Genomic DNA, 16,738 nt, shown 5'->3' on the forward strand with positions numbered 1-16,738 from the left:
CATATGTTAGCCCGAATTAAGAGATTTTTAGGAATGGAAGCTAAGCCAAAGGACGAAGAAAAAGCGCCAACGGAAGAAAAAAAAGTAGCTTCAGAAGAGGAGGTTGAAAAAGTGGCTGAAGAGAAACCTAAACCAAGAATTGGATACATCCACTTAAGCGGATGTACCGGAGATGTAATGTCGTTGAGTGAAAACTACGACATTTTAGCACCGTTACTTACTGAAATGGTAGATATAGTATACGGACAAACACTGGTAGACCGATGGGACATACCAGAAATGGACATAGCATTAATAGAAGGATCTGTATGTCTTCAAGATGAACACAGCTTACACGAACTAAAAGAAGTTCGTGAAAAAGCAGGATTAGTAGTAGCTTTTGGTTCATGTGCTGCAACAGGATGTTTCACCAGATATTCAAGGGGTGGACAGCAAGCACAGCCAGCTCACGAATCATTCGTGCCAGTAGCTGATGTTGTAAAAGTTGATTTAGCAATCCCAGGATGCCCACCATCACCAGAAATCATCGCTAAAACAGTTGTTGCTGTAATTAACGGTGATATGGATTACTTACAACCAATGATGGATCTTGTTGGCTACACTGAAGCATGTGGATGCGACTTACAACTTAAAGTGGTAAACCAAGCTTTATGTATAGCATGTGGAACATGTGCAATGTCATGTCCAACTCGTGCAGTAAGTATGACCAATGGAAGACCAGAAGTTAATAGTGACAGATGTGTCAAGTGCGGTGTCTGTTACATCCAGTGCCCAAGAAGCTGGTGGCCAATGGAAAGAATTAAAAAGGATACTGGATTATAGGAGGCTAAAAAAATGGTATTAGGAACATATAAAGAAGCACTCTCTGCAAGATCAACTGATAAACAAATCCAGAAAATTGCACAGGATGGAGGAATTGTATCAGCTCTTTTATCCTTTGCTCTTGATGAAAAAATTATAGATGGTGCAGTTGTAGCCGGGCCTGGAAAAGATATGTGGAAACCAGAACCACAAGTTGCATTAACATCTGATGAATTGTTAGCAGCAGCAGGTACCAAATACACATTCTCTCCAAACGTCTGGATGCTTAAAAAAGCTGTAAGACAATATGGTCTTGAAAAAGTTGGTACTGTAGCAATTCCATGTCAGACCATGGGTATAAGGAAAATGCAGTCATATCCATTTGGTGTAAGATTTGTCGCAGACAAAATTGCATTACTTTTAGGTATATACTGTATGGAAAACTTCCCATTTGCATCTCTCCAGACATTCATCTCAGAGAAAATGGGAGTTAGCCCAGAGCTAGTCGAAAAAATGGACATAGGTAAAGGTAAATTCTGGATATACACAGCAGACGAAGAATTAAGCATCCCACTCAAAGAAACACACGGATACGAACAGAGCGGATGTAAAGTTTGTCTTGACTACGTTGCAGAATTAGCTGACCTTTCAACAGGTTCAGTAGGTTCTCCAGACGGCTGGTCAACAGTACTTACCCGTACTGACGCTGGTGAAAACGTATTTAAACTTGCCGTTGACGCAGGTTTAATCGAAACCAAACCTATGGCTGATGTAAAACCAGGTCTCGGTCTCTTAGAAAAGCTTGCAAAAGACAAAAAAACCAAGAATCAAAAAACAATTGATGAAAGGATCGCAATGGGATTACCTGTCCCATTCAAAGCAAGCACAGAAAAAGAAGACCCACTTGCAAACTACTAAGTTTGAAAATGTAGGAACTAGTTCCTACTAACTTTTTATTTTATTTTTTTAAATTATATTCCAACGATTATAACTATGTTATGTGATTAAAATGGACATAATTACACTTTTAGGGGCAATGTGCCTTGCTTATGGTGGTATGTTAATCCTGTACTACAGGTTACGTACAACCGAAAAACGAAAAAAATTATCTCAGCTTATGTTGAATGGAATAAAAAGCATGCGCCGTGGTAATTTAGATAAAGCGTTAATATATTTTGATAAGGCTTATGAATATACCATTGAAACAAATAACATGGAAGAAATGGCGGATGCACTTTATAATATAGGTATAATATACAAAGAAAAAGGGGAAATGGACAGCGCAGTAGAATACCTGAACAGCGCACAAAGTGTATATGATGAACTACAGGATAAAGATGGTAGTAAAAAAGTAACAGCCGTCACACAATCAATCCGATAAAATGATATTAGTTTTAATGGAGTTCCGATAATGGAATCCTTAAATTTAACTCCTGCTGAATCTCTGATTATTGTATCTCCTAAAGCCAGTGGAGATAAGATGATAAAATTCACATTGATGGATCTACTCTTAAAAAAGAGCCTTAAATTAGATATAATCGAGAAATTCAATTTTTTAAAAGGTTCCTATAGTAGTATAATTATTAGTGAAGGTGAATCCTGCCAGTGGCCTTTTAAACCACATGAAGAGATATTAATAGAGCTGATTTTAGAACATCATGAGTTGAAGCTCGATGAATTTGTAAATACATTACATAAAAAAATTGGTTCACCTATAGAATATAAAAATAGATATGTAAGAGATCCTCTCATTGATAAAGGCTACTTTAAAATGCAAAAGAAGATGTTAATGTCTCTTGCTCCTTATAATATGTATTCCTTAACTGATAATGGACTTAAAGTGAAGTATAAAATAAATAAATTACTTAATGATGCAGAAAATCTTAAAAAATGGATGAAAGAAGATTTAGGGCGGGCAAAAGCTTATCTATCTGTTTTGGGGTCGCATATACTTTTAACAGATGTTGATATAAAAGATATTAAAAAATTCAATAGAATATTGTCTTACATAAATCCTGAACCAAATACCTGTGAATATTACAGTTATTATCTTTATACGGTACCTTTTGACTATTTAGATGATTATGGTAATCTTAAAAGCTTTGATTTTTTAGATATATCTTTACTTGATCATTTCAACTCTTTCAGTGACTTAACTGATAAAGACACATCGGTTAGTGGAAGAAGAATAGAAAGAAGACTGAAAAATAGGGAGGTTATTCCGTAATTACGGTGCAACCATCACTTTCAACAATAACAGTGTGTTCGGACTGTGCAACAACTGCATTGCTTTTTTCTCTAAGTACATGATATGGATAGACTGCTCTTGATGAAATCAGCATTCTCATTGCTGCATTTAAATGATGCTCGCTGAAGTGGCTTGTAAGCCATCTTCCTGAAAATGGTAAACTTCTATATTCTTCTTTTATAATTTTTAAAGCTCTTCTTGCGTGAAGCAGCCTCATGGGTCTGTCTCTTAAGAATTTGAATATGTATGTTTCGTTCATATCTGTAACTCTTCCAATACCGTCGGTTGCAAATGGTTCTATGGCTAGAACATCTCCTTCTTCTAATTTATGAGGATTATTCTCCTTGATGTTTGGCATTGAGAGCCCTGCATGAAGTATCCATTGGTCCATACTATGGCCTGTTAAATTAGATACAACGTTAAATCCTCTATCGTTTATGGCTTTTTCTATGATTTCTCCGACTTTCCCGATTTCTACACCGGCTCTTATGGCGCTTATTCCATTTTCAAGCCCTTCTTGGGATGCGAGTATCATATTTTCATGTTTTTCACGCATTTCTTCAGGCATATCTTCACCGACAAGCACGCTTACTGCAGTGTCTGCGATGTATCCATCTATGTGTGCACCTAAATCAATTTTAACTACGTCTCCAGATTTAATTGTATGTTCGTCGCCAGCAGGAGATGTGTAATGGGCAGTTATCTCATTTACAGAAACATTGCATGGAAATGCAATACCTCCTCCGAGTTCTACAATTTCATTTTCAACGAATTCTACAAGGTCTAAAACTTTCATGTCTTCTTTTACATAGTTTACTGCATCTTTCCTGACTTTCGATGCTATTTTTCCAGATTTTTTGTACATATCAATCATATAATCACGTAAATTCAATTTCATTGATGCTTTAATTAGTTTAGATAAAATTAATGATATAACTACTTAGATTCAGTTTAAATAATAAAGCTTTTATAGTGAATGACGTAACTTTTTAAACGCTTAATTTTAGGTATTGAAAATCTACGATTTTTGCAGGCCCTTAACATAAATAAATTATTTTATTAAATAGTTAATCAAAACTATAGAGTCATTCACTATAATTTAATTATAATCGTTGTTTTCTATTTTTTCATTAATAAGTTTTTAATGATTTGGTTTAATCATATAAAATTAGGAGATGTAACTTGAAAATTTAATAAATTCGATTTATTGCATGTTTCTGCTCTATTAAAATCATAAGATAATTTATTTTTAATTATGTATGACTTTTTAAGCTTAATTTAGTATTGTAGAATAGTTTAATAAAGTAAATGTATAAAAATCAATTAAGAAATGCACTAATCTTTTAAGGATAGATTAGGGGGTTAAAAAAATTCCAAATAATAATAAAAATGAGGTTGGCTATATTACTGGTTCTTTCCCAGCTTTTTTATTTGGTGGAGACATATTTCAAATTTTTATAGCGATTGTAGTAGTTTTAATTTTAATTTCGGGTATTTCTGTTATTTACAGAAGAAGAAAATCATCCAAAAAAACTGATGAAAGGCTTTCAAGCTTAAGAAGAGAATTTAACTATGTAAAAGAAGAAAGTTTTAATGAAATCGAAGATGATTGGTTAGAAAATAGATTAAATGCCGATGATCCTGATCTAGAAGATTTAATTTATGTAAATAAGAAGTAAGTTTGGTATAACTCTATTTAAATTAATTATACTACTTTTCATTTAACTTATTCAATTTAAGATGTTTATAACTATCTGACTTTAATTTTATTTATTTTAAGGGTTAAAATTTCAAATTATTTATATGGAATTACTACATATAAATGTAGAGTTAATTAAAGGCCACCTAAATGACTAAGATTATATATAAACTTGGACAAAAATATTAAAAGGTGAAATCATATGGCTGCATTCGATACAACTGCAATATCACAAAATATCGTATGGATAATTATTGTGGTAATTGTGGCAATTGTTGTTATAATCATATTTAGTGAATGGAGAAAGGTGAGGGAAGCTCAAAATAATGTAGCACTTGTTGAAAAACAGGTTGAGCTTAAAAAAATCTCTTTAGTGGAAAAAGACATTGAAACAAAACGCATGATGGAAAATGTGATTCCATTACCTAAGGATCAGCAGGAACAGCTTGCTAATATAAGACAGGGTACTTCAGATATAATGCACAAGGTAGGGTATCTTCACAGTGAAATAAGTGAAAGAGTGGCACGCCTTGAAGCTAAAGCAGAATATGGAAAACTCCAGAAATTAATGAAAGACCTCGAACAGAAAGAGGCAGAACTTGATAAAAAAATGGAAGATAGTACTAAAGGGAGGAAATAATCAATGGGACCGCTAGAACTATTTGCAATCCTTGTTTTAGCTGGTGCGATAATCGTACTTTTGTATTATTACCTTCAAGAAACAAAGGGAGCTTCTTTGGTAGGTGTACGATCCAGTATTTCTCAAGTGGGTAGTAAAGTGTCTGAAGGGATACATCCAAACAATGATACTACTCAAACCCCTGAAGGAGAAAGGAAAATGTCAGGAGTAAGTGAAAAAGTTTCTGAAATGAGTGAAATGTTAAAAGGAAAAGTCAACGTTCCTATAAGTACAGATAGTTTATCCGGAAGAATTGATGAATTTTTAGATGAACAAAGCGATAGACTAATAAAAGATTGGGAACTTGCCACTAAATCTGATGTAGGTACTCTTGAGAAGAAATATGATAAAGTTTCCAGGGAAATAGATGACCTTGAAAGGAGATTCAATGAATACCGGGGACACGCCAACAAAAAATTTGAACACATCGAAGAGAGGCTTAGTAAATTGGAAGGTAAAGAGCCTGAAGAAACTGAATAATTAAATTTATTTTCCTTTTTAATTGATTACCATGATTGATTATGGGACAATAATAGTAGACATTGCAAGTATTCTTTCTTATTTTGGAGCTGTAGTTATTTTTTATGGGGGTATAAGATCAGCAATTGGAGTGCTCTCCATTGAAATACTCAAAAGAAAAACCAGTTATAATGATGTGAGACTGGATTTTACCCCTAAAATTCTAATTGGCCTGGAGTTTTTTATTGCAGGGGACCTTATAAAATCAATTTTAGAACCAAATTTAAACCAGGTGATTATACTGGCAATAATTGTAGCAATCAGGACAATTGTAGGCTTTTCTTTAGGTAGAGAAATTAGAGAATTGGAAGATAAGAATAAAAAATAACTATTATGGGTTATAATGTTGTAAATTGTGCAATAAATTGGCTAAATTATATATTATACTACCTGAAAATTTTGATTTTATTGATTCATTTGCATAAATGACAGTGCTGTATTTAATTAATATTAAAAATATTGTAGTTTAGCGCAATTAACTTTAAATAGCTTAATTTACTAAATATATTTAAAGTATTAGTTGAAATTAAAATTTAATTTTTATTAATAGACTAAGAGAAACCTTTATATACTCTTAGGTACAAACCATGATAGTACAGCGGGGTGGGGTAGTCTGGTGATCCCGCGGGGCTCATAACCCCGAGAGCCCTAGTTCAAATCTAGGCCCCGCTACTCATTTTTAATTTAACTTTAAAAACTTAAAATTTATATTCAAGTTCAATTTCACTGTTATTTCAAAACTTAGTATATTTTTTTCTAAAGTTTTATAAGTCGTTGTTTATACATAATTATTAAAGAGGGCGAAGCCTGCTTAATTTAGATCAACATTCAAAAATTCTTTGAGTAGGTTTTGGGTAAGCCGAAGAGCAGCTACCGGTTTCTTGCAACCTGCAAGTTAAACTGAGGAAACTCCATCCATCATACAGAACCATGGTGTCGCGAGGCACATGCTGAGAAGCATGACTCTGGAGCAGAAACGAGACGTCTTTTGATAGATGAAGATGATGCCTAAGCTGATGATATCAAAAGGAACGGTGAAACGGCCATTTCGTGGGATGTAAGGGCAAATACTGTCGATGAATCCTGTATGAGGCAGAGGTAGCTCGCATAGATGAATGCTGCTAAAACAGGAGGTGGGTTACTCTCGGCATACCCTCAACCACTCAAAAATAGAAAATTTTTGAGTTCCGGTAGATCGAAAATCAAAACGAATTCTATTTTAATTTCTATTTAAATTCCAATAAATTCTATTTTAAATCCTTTTATTAAATTCTGTTGAGATTTAAAAACTAATAGAAAACCCTCGCTGATCGTTCGGAGATCGAAAATCAAAATCAAATCCTATTTTAATTTCTATTCAAATTCAAAAAAATTTAATTTGAAATCTTTACTAAGATTTTAGAACCATTGGATCTCTTGTTCAGTGTTATAGATCAAAGATCAAAACGAATTCTAATAAATGATACTCTTTTTTAACTGGAATAATAACAAATATATGTCTCAATTAACATAATATTCACATTAAACTGTTATTGGCTCTATAAAAATCTTAAAAAGGAGTTAAATATGTCTGAATTATCAACTTTACTCTTGGATATACTTCCATTAGCATTTGGTGCAGCGGTGAGCCCTACTGTGCTTATAGGAATAATTTTAATTTTATCAATATCAGACCGCCCTAAATTAAGCGGAATTGCATTTTATTTTGGATCTATGATTATCCTGCTCATTGTGGCTGCTGCAGGGATACTTCTGGGAAAAGGAGTAGCAGTTGCATCAAGTAAGCCCCCATCTGTGACGTCAGCTTATCTTGACCTTGCCATTGGAATATTTCTAATTTTACTTGGAATCTGGAGAATCAATAAAAAGGGCAGTGACACGCCGGATAAAGGTAGATTCGGTGGTAAATCAAAATCAAGTATCTCTGATTTTATAAAGTATATGATTTTAGGGTTAGGAATGTTTGCTGTTAATTTTACAACTACTGTACTTGTATTTGCAGCGGGTAAAGATATTGGAATTTCCAGTGCAGGTATCACTGACAAGGTGACTGTGGTGATTGTTCTTACGTTAATTACACTGCTTGTGGTTGAAATTCCGCTTTTAGTATACTTTACAATGCCAGAACGTTCTGAAAAACTTTTAAACGTTCTTAATGTTTGGATGCAGAAAAACAGCCGTTATCTGATGGCGGCAGTTATGTTTGTATTTGGAATTTATTTAATGGTAAAAGGGGTAAGAGTTTTATTTTAAACTTGTTCTTTAAAATTTTCATAAACCCTTAAAGACTTTGAAAGTGCATCTGTCTCTGCTATTAGAGACCCCATTAAAATAGCTAGAAGTAACTGTTCTTGTTTGGCCCCAAATTTCTCTGCAACTTTAAGATGAGTTAGCAAACAATTTTCAGCTCCTATTGCAGAGGCAGCACCTATGGCCACAAATTCTTTGGTTAAGGAAGGTAATGTATCATCATTATTTATTGTTTCTAGTTTTTCATAGTAAGTCTTTAATGTAGCTGGCTTTTCTGCCATTACCTGAAAGATCTTTGGAACGAAACCGAAGTAACTTTCAATTTTTTCAAATATTTTGTCTACATCTATTTCTTTTTCTATGTTCATTGAACCATCTCCCTAATTTAGCTGATCTTATAGCTATTCTATTATTTCTGTATTATGAAATGTTAATTTTTGAATTGGAATGGTTGAAAAAATAAATTCTAAAAAAAAATAGAAATATTATTTTAATAGGGATATTAGTGGAATCGGCACGCTTATAAAAGGTTATACTTATAAAAATGCATAACTTTGACTAATATTTCCTCCGCAGGGGGGTATGGCTTTGTATCAAACTACTCGATATTTAACTTGCTTTAATTAGATATAAAGTATATCTAATAAAAAGCATACATGGGAGGATATGTTTAATTTATTCAAACATTCATTCTATTTAATTGTTTTAAAATAAGTACTGATATTAAAAATATTTTTCAAATTTTTTTATAAATATCAATTTTTGATTAAAGTTTCAGTTGCAACATGTTTACCTGTGGCAGCACCTTTTTCACAGTAGTAAAACCGGTTTAGTTTATATTTTATTTCATTGGGACAGTGCAAACATAGACATCCTCTCTTGTCGATTTCGCATTCTGTACTGCCCCTGGAACAGAAGAAGAATTCCCCTTTATTTTTCATGCATTCATTATATGCAGGACAATCTGGGCAGTGGCATCTTGCAGCGTTTTCTTCTGTATCATGTACAACTCTATCATTATCCATTTTAATTACCTTGTTGTATTTAATTAAGCAATCTCCTTTCCATTTGATGCTGTTTAAATTGACATTTTTTGAAATATTCTTTGGACTATCTAAAGTTGGTATGTTAGTAAAACAGCATTAGTAATAATTTATACTAAATAGTTAATAAATATTATAAAAGTCTAAAAAATGTGGGGGAATGTCATTGGTAGAAATTGGTTTTAAACTTGGAAGTGAAGTATTTGGACCTCAAGAACTTATAAATTATGCTAAACATGCTGAAGAAGCAGGGTTTGATTTTGCAAGCATATCTGACCATTATCACCCCTGGTTAAGTCAGCAAGGTAACAGTCCTTTTGTTTGGAGTACCCTTGGAGGGATATCACAGGTAACTGAAAATTTAGGGCTAATGACTGGAGTTACGTGCCCTACAATTAGACAGCATCCTGCTTTAGTAGCTCAAGCCGTAGCTACAATAGCTACATTAATGCCTGGAAGGTTTATTTTAGGGGTAGGTTCTGGTGAAAATCTAAACGAACATATCTATGGAGATCACTGGCCGCCAGCACCAATAAGGATTGAAATGCTTGCAGAAGCGGTGGACGTAATCAGAACATTATGGCAGGGAGGAATGCAGGACTATGATGGGTGTTACTATCACGTTGAAAATGCGCAAATTTATACATTGCCTGAAGAGCTTCCACTGATATATATGGCTGCAGACGGGCCAATAGCTGCAGCTACTGCCGCGGCTAATGGTGATGGATTAATCGTAAGCGGTGGGAAAAAAGAAATTTTAGACATTTTTAATGAAAAAGGAGGAGAAGGCAGGCCATCTTATTCGGAGTTTTCACTTAGCTGGGCCGAAACCGATGAAAAAGCGGTTGATTTAGTCCATAAATACTGGCCTTTAATGGCGGTTAAAGGAAATTTAAGCTGGGATATTCCTACACAGACACATTTTGAAGAACTAGCAAAGAATGTTAAAAAAGAGGATATATCTGAAAGTATTCCCTGCAGCTCGGACCCGCAGGTGCATATTGACATAATAAAACAAAATATTGACGCTGGCTTTGACCGTATCTGCATCCAGCAAATAGGAAATAACCAGCATGAATGTATTGAATTTTATAAGAATGAAGTTTTACCTGAATTTAAATGAAAAAAGAATGTTTTGGAGATTTAAGGGTTAAAAATGCTGTTTCAATGTTTAATAGCGTCTTTCATCTTGTCAAAGAATCCCTTGTCTTCAGTGTAAATTTCTTTACCGCTTATATCTGCAAATTCCCTTAAAATCTCTTTCTGTTTATTGCTTAATTTTTTAGGCACAATAACTTTTGCTTTAACGTAAAGATTTCCTTTACCGTTCCAGCGTAAATGGGGCATTCCTTTACCTTTAATACGGAACGAAGTGCCTGACTGTGTACCTGCAGGGATTTTTAAGCTTACTATCTCTTCTCCTATAGTTGGAATGTCTACTTCATCACCAAGGGAGGCCTGTACAAAACTTATAGGCTGTTCATAAATCAGGTCTGAGCCGTGTCTTTCAAATAGTTGGTGTGGCTTAACAGAAATCATAACGTAAAGATCTCCTGAAGGACCGCCTTTTATTCCTACATCCCCTTCTCCAGGAACTCTGAGGCGTGATCCATCTTCAACACCTGCTGGGACTTTTATATGAATTGTATTGGTTTCTCTTACAATTCCTTTCCCCCGGCATTCGTGGCAGGGAGTGTCAACAATTACTCCTTCACCTCTACAGTCCCTACAGGGTGCTACATTAACAAATTGACCAAAAGGGGTCCTGTTTATATGCTGTACCTGTCCGGTACCTCCACAGGTTGCACATTGCCTTGTTTCAGTTCCAGGTTCTGCCCTTGTACCTCCACAGGTTGCACATACTTTTTTATGTGGTACTTCTATGTCTTTTTCAAGTCCAAATGCAGCATCTTCAAGCGTAATGTCAAGTTCATAAATGACGTCATTTCCTCGCTGTGCCTGGCTTCGTCTTCGACCTCCTCCAAAACCGAAAATATCAAATATGTCTCCGAAATCGAATCCAAAACCTTTAAAAATATCTTCAAAGTTTATATCTCTGAATGCATCCTCTGTGGAGTATCCGTCCATTCCAGCATGTCCAAACTGGTCATAAGTGTGTCTTTTATCTTCATCTGAAAGAACAGCATAAGCTTCACTTATTTCTTTGAATTTTTCTGCACATTCTGGGTCATCACTTACATCTGGGTGATATTTCATTGCTAATTTACGATATGCCTTTTTAATATCTTTTTTATCTGATCCTTTCTCTACTCCGAGGATATCGTAATAATCACGCTTTTCTGCCATATCAATCTTACCTTCACCTTTTAATCAATTCATGATAAAAATTAACTTTATTTATTAAAAATCCTCAATTTTTGAGGAATTAAGTCTTGAAAACCTATTTTTCCAAGTTGAGGAAATTCTATGAATTTCCGAACCACAAAAAAACTTTGTTTTTTTGAGGCTTTAAAAATAGAAGAAGGATTTTCCTCCAACTTTTTATCTTATCTATCTATAAAATTTTTCCTATTTATATTTATAAAAAGGGAGGAATGAAACTCCTCCCTATTTTAAAGATGAAGTTTATTTTTTAACTTCATAGTCTGCATCAATGGTGTCGTCATCTCCACCCTGCTGGTTTCCTTGAGCACCCTGTGCATCCTGTTGTGCCTGCTGCTGGGCTTGTTGAGCCTGTTGTGCTTCCTGGTAGATTTTAGCACCTACTTCCTGGACCACTTTAGTTAGCTCTTCAGTTTTACTTTTAATTGCAGCGATATCGTCTCCTCCAGTTAAATCCCTGAGTTCTTTAACTAAAGCTTCTATTTTTTCTTTCTGGTTTTTATCTACTTTGTCGCCTAGTTCTTCAAGGGTTTTCTCTGAAGTGTAGATCATTGAATCAGCGTCATTTCTGACCTGAATTTCTTCCTGCCTTTTTTTGTCTTCTTCAGCGTGCATTTCAGCGTCTTTAATTTTCTGGTCAATTTCGTCCTGCGATAATTTAGTTGAAGCAGTTATTGTAATTGCCTGCTCTTTACCAGTTCCCATATCTTTAGCTGAAACATTCATGATACCGTTTGCGTCTATGTCAAATGTTACTTCGATTTGAGGCATTCCTCTTGGTGCTGGTGGTATTCCTACTAACTGGAACCTTCCAAGGGTTGTGTTATCGTATGCCATTGGCCTTTCACCCTGCAGGACGTGGATATCTACAGATGTCTGGTTGTCTGCTGCAGTTGAGAATATCTGGCTCTTTTTGGTCGGAATAGTAGTGTTTCTTTCTATTAATTTGGTAGATACATTACCAAGAGTTTCTATTCCGAGAGATAATGGTGTAACGTCAAGTAATACGAGGTCTTTGATTTCTCCTGCTAAAACTCCACCCTGAATTGCAGCACCCATAGCTACACATTCCATTGGGTCTATTCCTCGCTCAATTGGTTTGCCTATGAATTTTTCAACAAAACTTTGTACAGCTGGCATCCTTGTTGGTCCGCCCACTAATATAATTTTGTCTACGTCAGATTTGGACATTTTAGCATCGGATAATGCCTGTTCCATTGGTCCACCACATCTTTTAATTATTGGGTCAACTAATTCTTCGAGTTTAGCCCTTGTTAATGTAGTTGTCAGGTGTTTTGGACCTTCTGCAGTTGCAGTTATGAATGGGAGGTTTATGTCAGATGTTAAGGTTGTTGAAAGCTCGATTTTTGCCTTTTCAGCTGCTTCTCTTAATCTCTGGACAGCCTGGTCATCACTCATGATGTCTATCCCAGTTTCTTTTTTGAACTCTTCTGCGAGGTAGTTCATGATGGTGTTGTCCATATCGGTTCCACCGAGTTTGGTGTCTCCGCTTGTGGATCTAACTTCAAATACTCCTCCCCCGAATTCCATAACGGTTACGTCGAGTGTTCCACCACCGAAGTCGAAAACCATAATTTCAAGTTCTTCTTCCTGTTCTTTATCGATACCGTATGCTAAACTTGCTGCTGTAGGTTCGTTTACGAGCCTTACAACTTCAAGACCTGCAATTGTACCTGCGTCTTTAGTAGCGGTTCTCTGGTTGTCGTTAAAGTATGCTGGGACTGTAATAACAGCTTTCTGCACTTCTTCACCAAGGAAAGCTTCTGCATCTTTTTTAATCTTTTGTAATATGAAAGCAGAAATTTCTTGAGGGGTGTACTGTTTCCCGAGGACATTCACTTTATAATCTGTACCCATGCTTCTTTTTATGGCACTTATGGTGTTTTCAGGGTTTGTTACAGCCTGTCTTCTTGCAGGTTCTCCAACTAACCTCTGTCCGTCGGGAGTAAATGCAACGTAACTTGGGAAAGCTTTTCCGTACTGGGTTGCCCCTTCTGCACTTGGTATGATGGTTGGTTTTCCACCGACTAAAACTGCTGCTGCGGAATTACTTGTTCCAAGGTCTATACCTATGATTTTTTCTTTCTTATTATTAGCCATTATATCACCTTATTTTACTAACATTTCATAATTTTTGTAAATATTTTTTAATTTAACATAAATTGGTTATTTTTTGCAAACTTTAACCATTGCACATTTGATTACTTTTGATTTGAGGGAGTATCCCTTTGCAAGTTCTTCGGTTACGACCCCACTTTCGTAGTCTTCATGGTTTTCTGTCATTAATGCTTCATGTTTAAATGGGTCGAATTTTTCACCGGTAGTTGGAATTTCTTCAAGTCCTTCTTTTTCAAGTACATTTTTAAGGTTTTTATATATTAATTCGACACCTTCTTTGAGGTTTTCACCTTTTTCACTTGATTTTAGGGCTCTTTCTAGGTCTTCATAAGTGTCTATCAATTTGATAATCAGGCCTTCATTGGCATACTTTCTGAAGCTGTCAATATCTTTTTCTGATCGTCTCTTGTAGTTTTCAAAATCAGCCTGAAGACGCTGCAGTTGTGAGAAATAATCATCGATTTTCTGATCCTTTTCTTCAATCTGCTTGTTTAGATCTTCAATTTCTGATTCTTTCTCTTTCAGATCATTTTTTAGCGTTTTTAACTCATCTTTATCAGTCATTAATTCACCTTTTGTAGTGATAAAAATAATAGTAATCTTTAATAGGTTATAGTTACAAAAGGTTATATAAATCTTTCTACCAATATAATTAATTGTATAAAAAAGCAGAGTGTTTGTATTAAATTTCTTTATACATTCATGTTAATAAATTACTGCAAGATAATTATATTATAAATTGGAACGTTGTTTAAAATTTTTAAAGTGTATAAATTTGAATGCAGATAACACTTGCATAACATTCAGGTCATGAATGTATGAATACTAATATCTAATTAATGGAACTTCATATATAAATTTTAAATGGGATATTTAAACTTAAATAACTTTTAATCAGGGATGAAAAATGGATCTTGAAGCAATACTTGACGTCATGGGATGTAAGACAAGAAGGGATATACTGATTTTATTAACAGGGGAGCCCCGTTTTGTAAGTGAAATATCAAAGGAACTTGAAATAGGGCAAAAAGCCATTATTGAACATTTAAAGGCAATGGAAGAGTTAGGACTTTTAAAATCTTCTTTTCAAAAGATAGAACGAGGCCGCCCTAGAAAATATTATGATATATCTCAAAAAGTCGAAATTCAAATATGTATAGATAGGGATACTGTCAAAATGGACGTTAAAGGGGATGATTTTTCAAAATTACAGGAGATAGAGGCCCGATTCAGTTTGGGGCACGAAGATGTAATTGAAGATCTGGAAGAACTAATAGACAGATATGACAAAGCAAAAAAATATGCTGAAATACTGTTAATGGAAGCAAAGAGAAGAAGAAATATAATCAAATTATTAGAAGGGAATATTGAACGTCCATATTAACTTTAATTTTGTATTATTATAAAATCTAAGTTAAAATTTAGATTTAAAATTAGTTTAAACAGTATTTAATAAAATTAATTTTTTTATTTATTAAAATACCAAGTTATTTTAAATTTTATATTAAAATATAATGTTTTATTTTAAAAAATAGGAATTTAAAGATAATCAAAAGCTATAAAAGCTTTTGATCATCTAATTGAGTAACTCATTAATTTAGCAAGAAGCTAAAACAGTCATTCCAGGCTTACTTGAAGTAGCCTTGAACATGGTACTGTAGCCGTAGCTTGAGTATGGAACATCTACCCATGCGCCGTTTTGATACAGTTGAACTGATCTGTGACGTGCTGAGTATGCTGTACTGTACTGAACTATTCTTGAATGGATACCTGCTGCAGAGAGTTTTCCGTATAGGTAGTCACTCATTGCCCAGCAGTCTCCGCTTCCTATTGCTACCATTCCTGAAGCTGTACTAGCTGAATGACTGTAGCCGTATTTAGCACCGCTTGCAAGGATCGCTGATAAGGATGCAGATGATGTTGATGCTGTACTAGTTTTTTTAGTTGTGCTTGTGCTCTGTTTTTTACTTGTACTTGTAGCTGTGCTTGCTGTCTCTTTTTTAGTTACACTTGTAGTTGTTGAGCTTGTTTTGTTAACATTAGATTTAGTGGTAGTTGTTGAGCTTTTGGTTACGTTTGTTTCATCTGTTGATTTGACGTTACTGGAACTTGTAGAAGTACTGAATACTTCTTCAAATATGTTTACACCGTTTAGGTCTTCCATTGCACATGTTGTTTGAGTTGCGACCCATCCATCTACGACTATACTTGAGTCGTTCTGGAAGTATTTAACAGCTAGTTCTGTGTATGGACCAAATGATCCATCAACGTCTCCAGTGTAATATCCCTGTTCTTTGAGCCATTTCTGTAATTCAACAACGTATGTTCCGTTTGCTCCTATTTTTAAGCCTTTTTCCGTAACCGCATTTACGGATGAGCTTTGTGTTACATTAAAAGTTGTATTTTGGATTTCAGTAGCTGCTGCAAATGGCAACGTACTGAACATCACACATACTGCAACCATTGTTGCATATGTGAGTTTCCGCTTAATTGTACCGCCTCCGATTCTATGACAATGTCATAGGAAAATTTCTTGACCCAGTAGCCCACCTACTATGGTATCACTTATTTCATAATACAATTTCAGTGCAATATTATGAGTTTTTAGTTTTAATACATAATTCAAGTAATGTATTATGAAAGTTTTTAACCATTTAAGCTATTCTGGGACAGCATTAGTTCACATCAGGATCACATATAAATGTTTTGGTTTTTTTTTAAAAAATCGGCACGTTGATAGCGTATTTTTAAATTTAAGGCGCGTTGATAGCGTATTTAATAATTGTTTCTCGGGCGAACTCACTGCATTGTTATTTTTAAGAAAATAGCCCAATTTATACCTTATTTCCATAAAATAACTTTATTTAGAGCTTTTGTATCAGCGCCTCGGCAGTCCGAAGAGGGTCTTAAATGGCATGAAACATACGCTTAAGTAATAGCGAATATAAATGACTTAACAGCCAAATGGGACAAGTAATATGGCTATTGATCCAATTTGAAAGTTTTTAAAGATTTTT

General features: G+C 34.6%; 17 protein-coding genes, 1 tRNA gene and 1 other RNA gene. 12 read left to right on the top strand and 7 right to left on the bottom strand.

Translation table 11 applies throughout. The annotated features are described in order from the left end of the window. Positions 1-3 precede the first annotated feature (3 nt). The 4 genes from frhG to AAGU07_RS10125 all read left to right on the top strand — a co-directional run bounded on the left by frhG (position 4) and on the right by AAGU07_RS10125 (position 3,028). The gene (gene frhG / locus AAGU07_RS10110; protein ID WP_342458967.1) at positions 4-822 is read left to right on the top strand and encodes a coenzyme F420 hydrogenase subunit gamma; all 819 of its coding nucleotides are present in this window, start codon (positions 4-6) and stop codon (positions 820-822) included. Between the two features lie 12 nt (positions 823-834). Then, positions 835-1,719, top strand: coding sequence for a coenzyme F420 hydrogenase subunit beta (frhB, locus tag AAGU07_RS10115; RefSeq protein ID WP_342458968.1), 885 nt, complete (start codon positions 835-837; stop codon positions 1,717-1,719). A gap of 91 nt (positions 1,720-1,810) precedes the next feature. Further along, positions 1,811-2,182: a tetratricopeptide repeat protein gene (locus AAGU07_RS10120; protein ID WP_342458969.1), complete on the top strand. Its 372-nt coding sequence runs from the start codon at positions 1,811-1,813 to the stop codon at positions 2,180-2,182. Positions 2,183-2,212: 30 nt separating this feature from the next. Beyond that, complete coding sequence (locus AAGU07_RS10125) at positions 2,213-3,028, top strand: hypothetical protein (RefSeq protein ID WP_342458970.1); 816 nt, start codon at positions 2,213-2,215, stop codon at positions 3,026-3,028. Here AAGU07_RS10125 and map read toward each other — a convergent pair. Then, a complete protein-coding gene (gene map / locus AAGU07_RS10130; RefSeq protein WP_342458971.1) occupies positions 3,018-3,923 on the bottom strand; it encodes a type II methionyl aminopeptidase in 906 nt (301 codons plus the stop codon). The two genes, AAGU07_RS10125 and map, sit on opposite strands and share 11 nt — an antisense overlap. 1,027 nt (positions 3,924-4,950) lie before the next feature. Between map and AAGU07_RS10135 the strand changes: the two genes are divergently transcribed. From AAGU07_RS10135 to AAGU07_RS10160, 6 genes are all read left to right on the top strand, one after another. Continuing rightward, complete coding sequence (locus tag AAGU07_RS10135) at positions 4,951-5,388, top strand: hypothetical protein (protein ID WP_342458972.1); 438 nt, start codon at positions 4,951-4,953, stop codon at positions 5,386-5,388. A gap of 3 nt (positions 5,389-5,391) precedes the next feature. Continuing rightward, positions 5,392-5,907 (top strand): hypothetical protein, encoded by a 516-nt coding sequence (locus AAGU07_RS10140; RefSeq protein WP_342458973.1) that lies wholly within the window; start codon positions 5,392-5,394, stop codon positions 5,905-5,907. 31 nt (positions 5,908-5,938) lie between these two features. Next, positions 5,939-6,274, top strand: coding sequence for a DUF1622 domain-containing protein (locus AAGU07_RS10145; protein WP_342458974.1), 336 nt, complete (start codon positions 5,939-5,941; stop codon positions 6,272-6,274). A gap of 269 nt (positions 6,275-6,543) precedes the next feature. Continuing rightward, positions 6,544-6,618, top strand: a tRNA-Met gene (locus AAGU07_RS10150). A 182-nt stretch (positions 6,619-6,800) separates the two neighbouring features. Next, positions 6,801-7,099: RNase P RNA component (rnpB, locus tag AAGU07_RS10155), an RNA gene on the top strand. Positions 7,100-7,512: 413 nt separating this feature from the next. Beyond that, positions 7,513-8,199 carry a GAP family protein gene (locus AAGU07_RS10160; protein ID WP_342458975.1) on the top strand — a complete coding sequence of 229 codons (687 nt, stop codon included), beginning with the start codon at positions 7,513-7,515 and terminating at the stop codon, positions 8,197-8,199. On the opposite strand, the gene AAGU07_RS10165 is transcribed toward AAGU07_RS10160, so the two are convergent. Both AAGU07_RS10165 and AAGU07_RS10170 read right to left on the bottom strand, forming a co-directional pair. Beyond that, entirely contained in the window at positions 8,196-8,564 is a 369-nt protein-coding gene (locus AAGU07_RS10165; protein WP_342458976.1) for a carboxymuconolactone decarboxylase family protein, read from the bottom strand. The two genes, AAGU07_RS10160 and AAGU07_RS10165, sit on opposite strands and share 4 nt — an antisense overlap. Positions 8,565-8,951: 387 nt before the next feature. Continuing rightward, the gene (locus AAGU07_RS10170) at positions 8,952-9,221 is read right to left on the bottom strand and encodes a DUF2769 domain-containing protein (RefSeq protein ID WP_342458977.1); all 270 of its coding nucleotides are present in this window, start codon (positions 9,219-9,221) and stop codon (positions 8,952-8,954) included. A 178-nt stretch (positions 9,222-9,399) separates the two neighbouring features. Here AAGU07_RS10170 and AAGU07_RS10175 point away from each other — a divergent pair, with 178 nt between their 5' ends. Next, complete coding sequence (locus AAGU07_RS10175; RefSeq protein WP_342458978.1) at positions 9,400-10,362, top strand: TIGR03557 family F420-dependent LLM class oxidoreductase; 963 nt, start codon at positions 9,400-9,402, stop codon at positions 10,360-10,362. Between the two features lie 41 nt (positions 10,363-10,403). Here AAGU07_RS10175 and dnaJ read toward each other — a convergent pair whose 3' ends face one another. The 3 genes from dnaJ to grpE all read right to left on the bottom strand — a co-directional run bounded on the left by dnaJ (position 10,404) and on the right by grpE (position 14,285). Next, positions 10,404-11,546, bottom strand: coding sequence for a molecular chaperone DnaJ (dnaJ, locus tag AAGU07_RS10180; RefSeq protein ID WP_342458979.1), 1,143 nt, complete (start codon positions 11,544-11,546; stop codon positions 10,404-10,406). A gap of 279 nt (positions 11,547-11,825) precedes the next feature. After that, on the bottom strand, positions 11,826-13,703 hold the full coding sequence (gene dnaK, locus AAGU07_RS10185) for a molecular chaperone DnaK (protein WP_342458980.1): 1,878 nt from the start codon (positions 13,701-13,703) through the stop codon (positions 11,826-11,828). A 66-nt stretch (positions 13,704-13,769) separates the two neighbouring features. After that, the gene (grpE, locus tag AAGU07_RS10190; RefSeq protein ID WP_048081734.1) at positions 13,770-14,285 is read right to left on the bottom strand and encodes a nucleotide exchange factor GrpE; all 516 of its coding nucleotides are present in this window, start codon (positions 14,283-14,285) and stop codon (positions 13,770-13,772) included. Positions 14,286-14,628: 343 nt separating this feature from the next. Here grpE and AAGU07_RS10195 point away from each other — a divergent pair, with 343 nt between their 5' ends. Then, positions 14,629-15,105 carry an ArsR family transcriptional regulator gene (locus tag AAGU07_RS10195; RefSeq protein WP_069584301.1) on the top strand — a complete coding sequence of 159 codons (477 nt, stop codon included), beginning with the start codon at positions 14,629-14,631 and terminating at the stop codon, positions 15,103-15,105. A gap of 213 nt (positions 15,106-15,318) precedes the next feature. On the opposite strand, the gene AAGU07_RS10200 is transcribed toward AAGU07_RS10195, so the two are convergent. Then, positions 15,319-16,167 (bottom strand): peptidoglycan-binding domain-containing protein, encoded by an 849-nt coding sequence (locus AAGU07_RS10200; RefSeq protein ID WP_342458981.1) that lies wholly within the window; start codon positions 16,165-16,167, stop codon positions 15,319-15,321. Positions 16,168-16,738: the final 571 nt, after the last annotated feature.

The sequence above is a fragment of the Methanobacterium sp. genome, assembly GCF_038562635.1.
In the GTDB taxonomy this organism is placed as follows: Archaea; Methanobacteriota; Methanobacteria; order Methanobacteriales; family Methanobacteriaceae; genus Methanobacterium_D.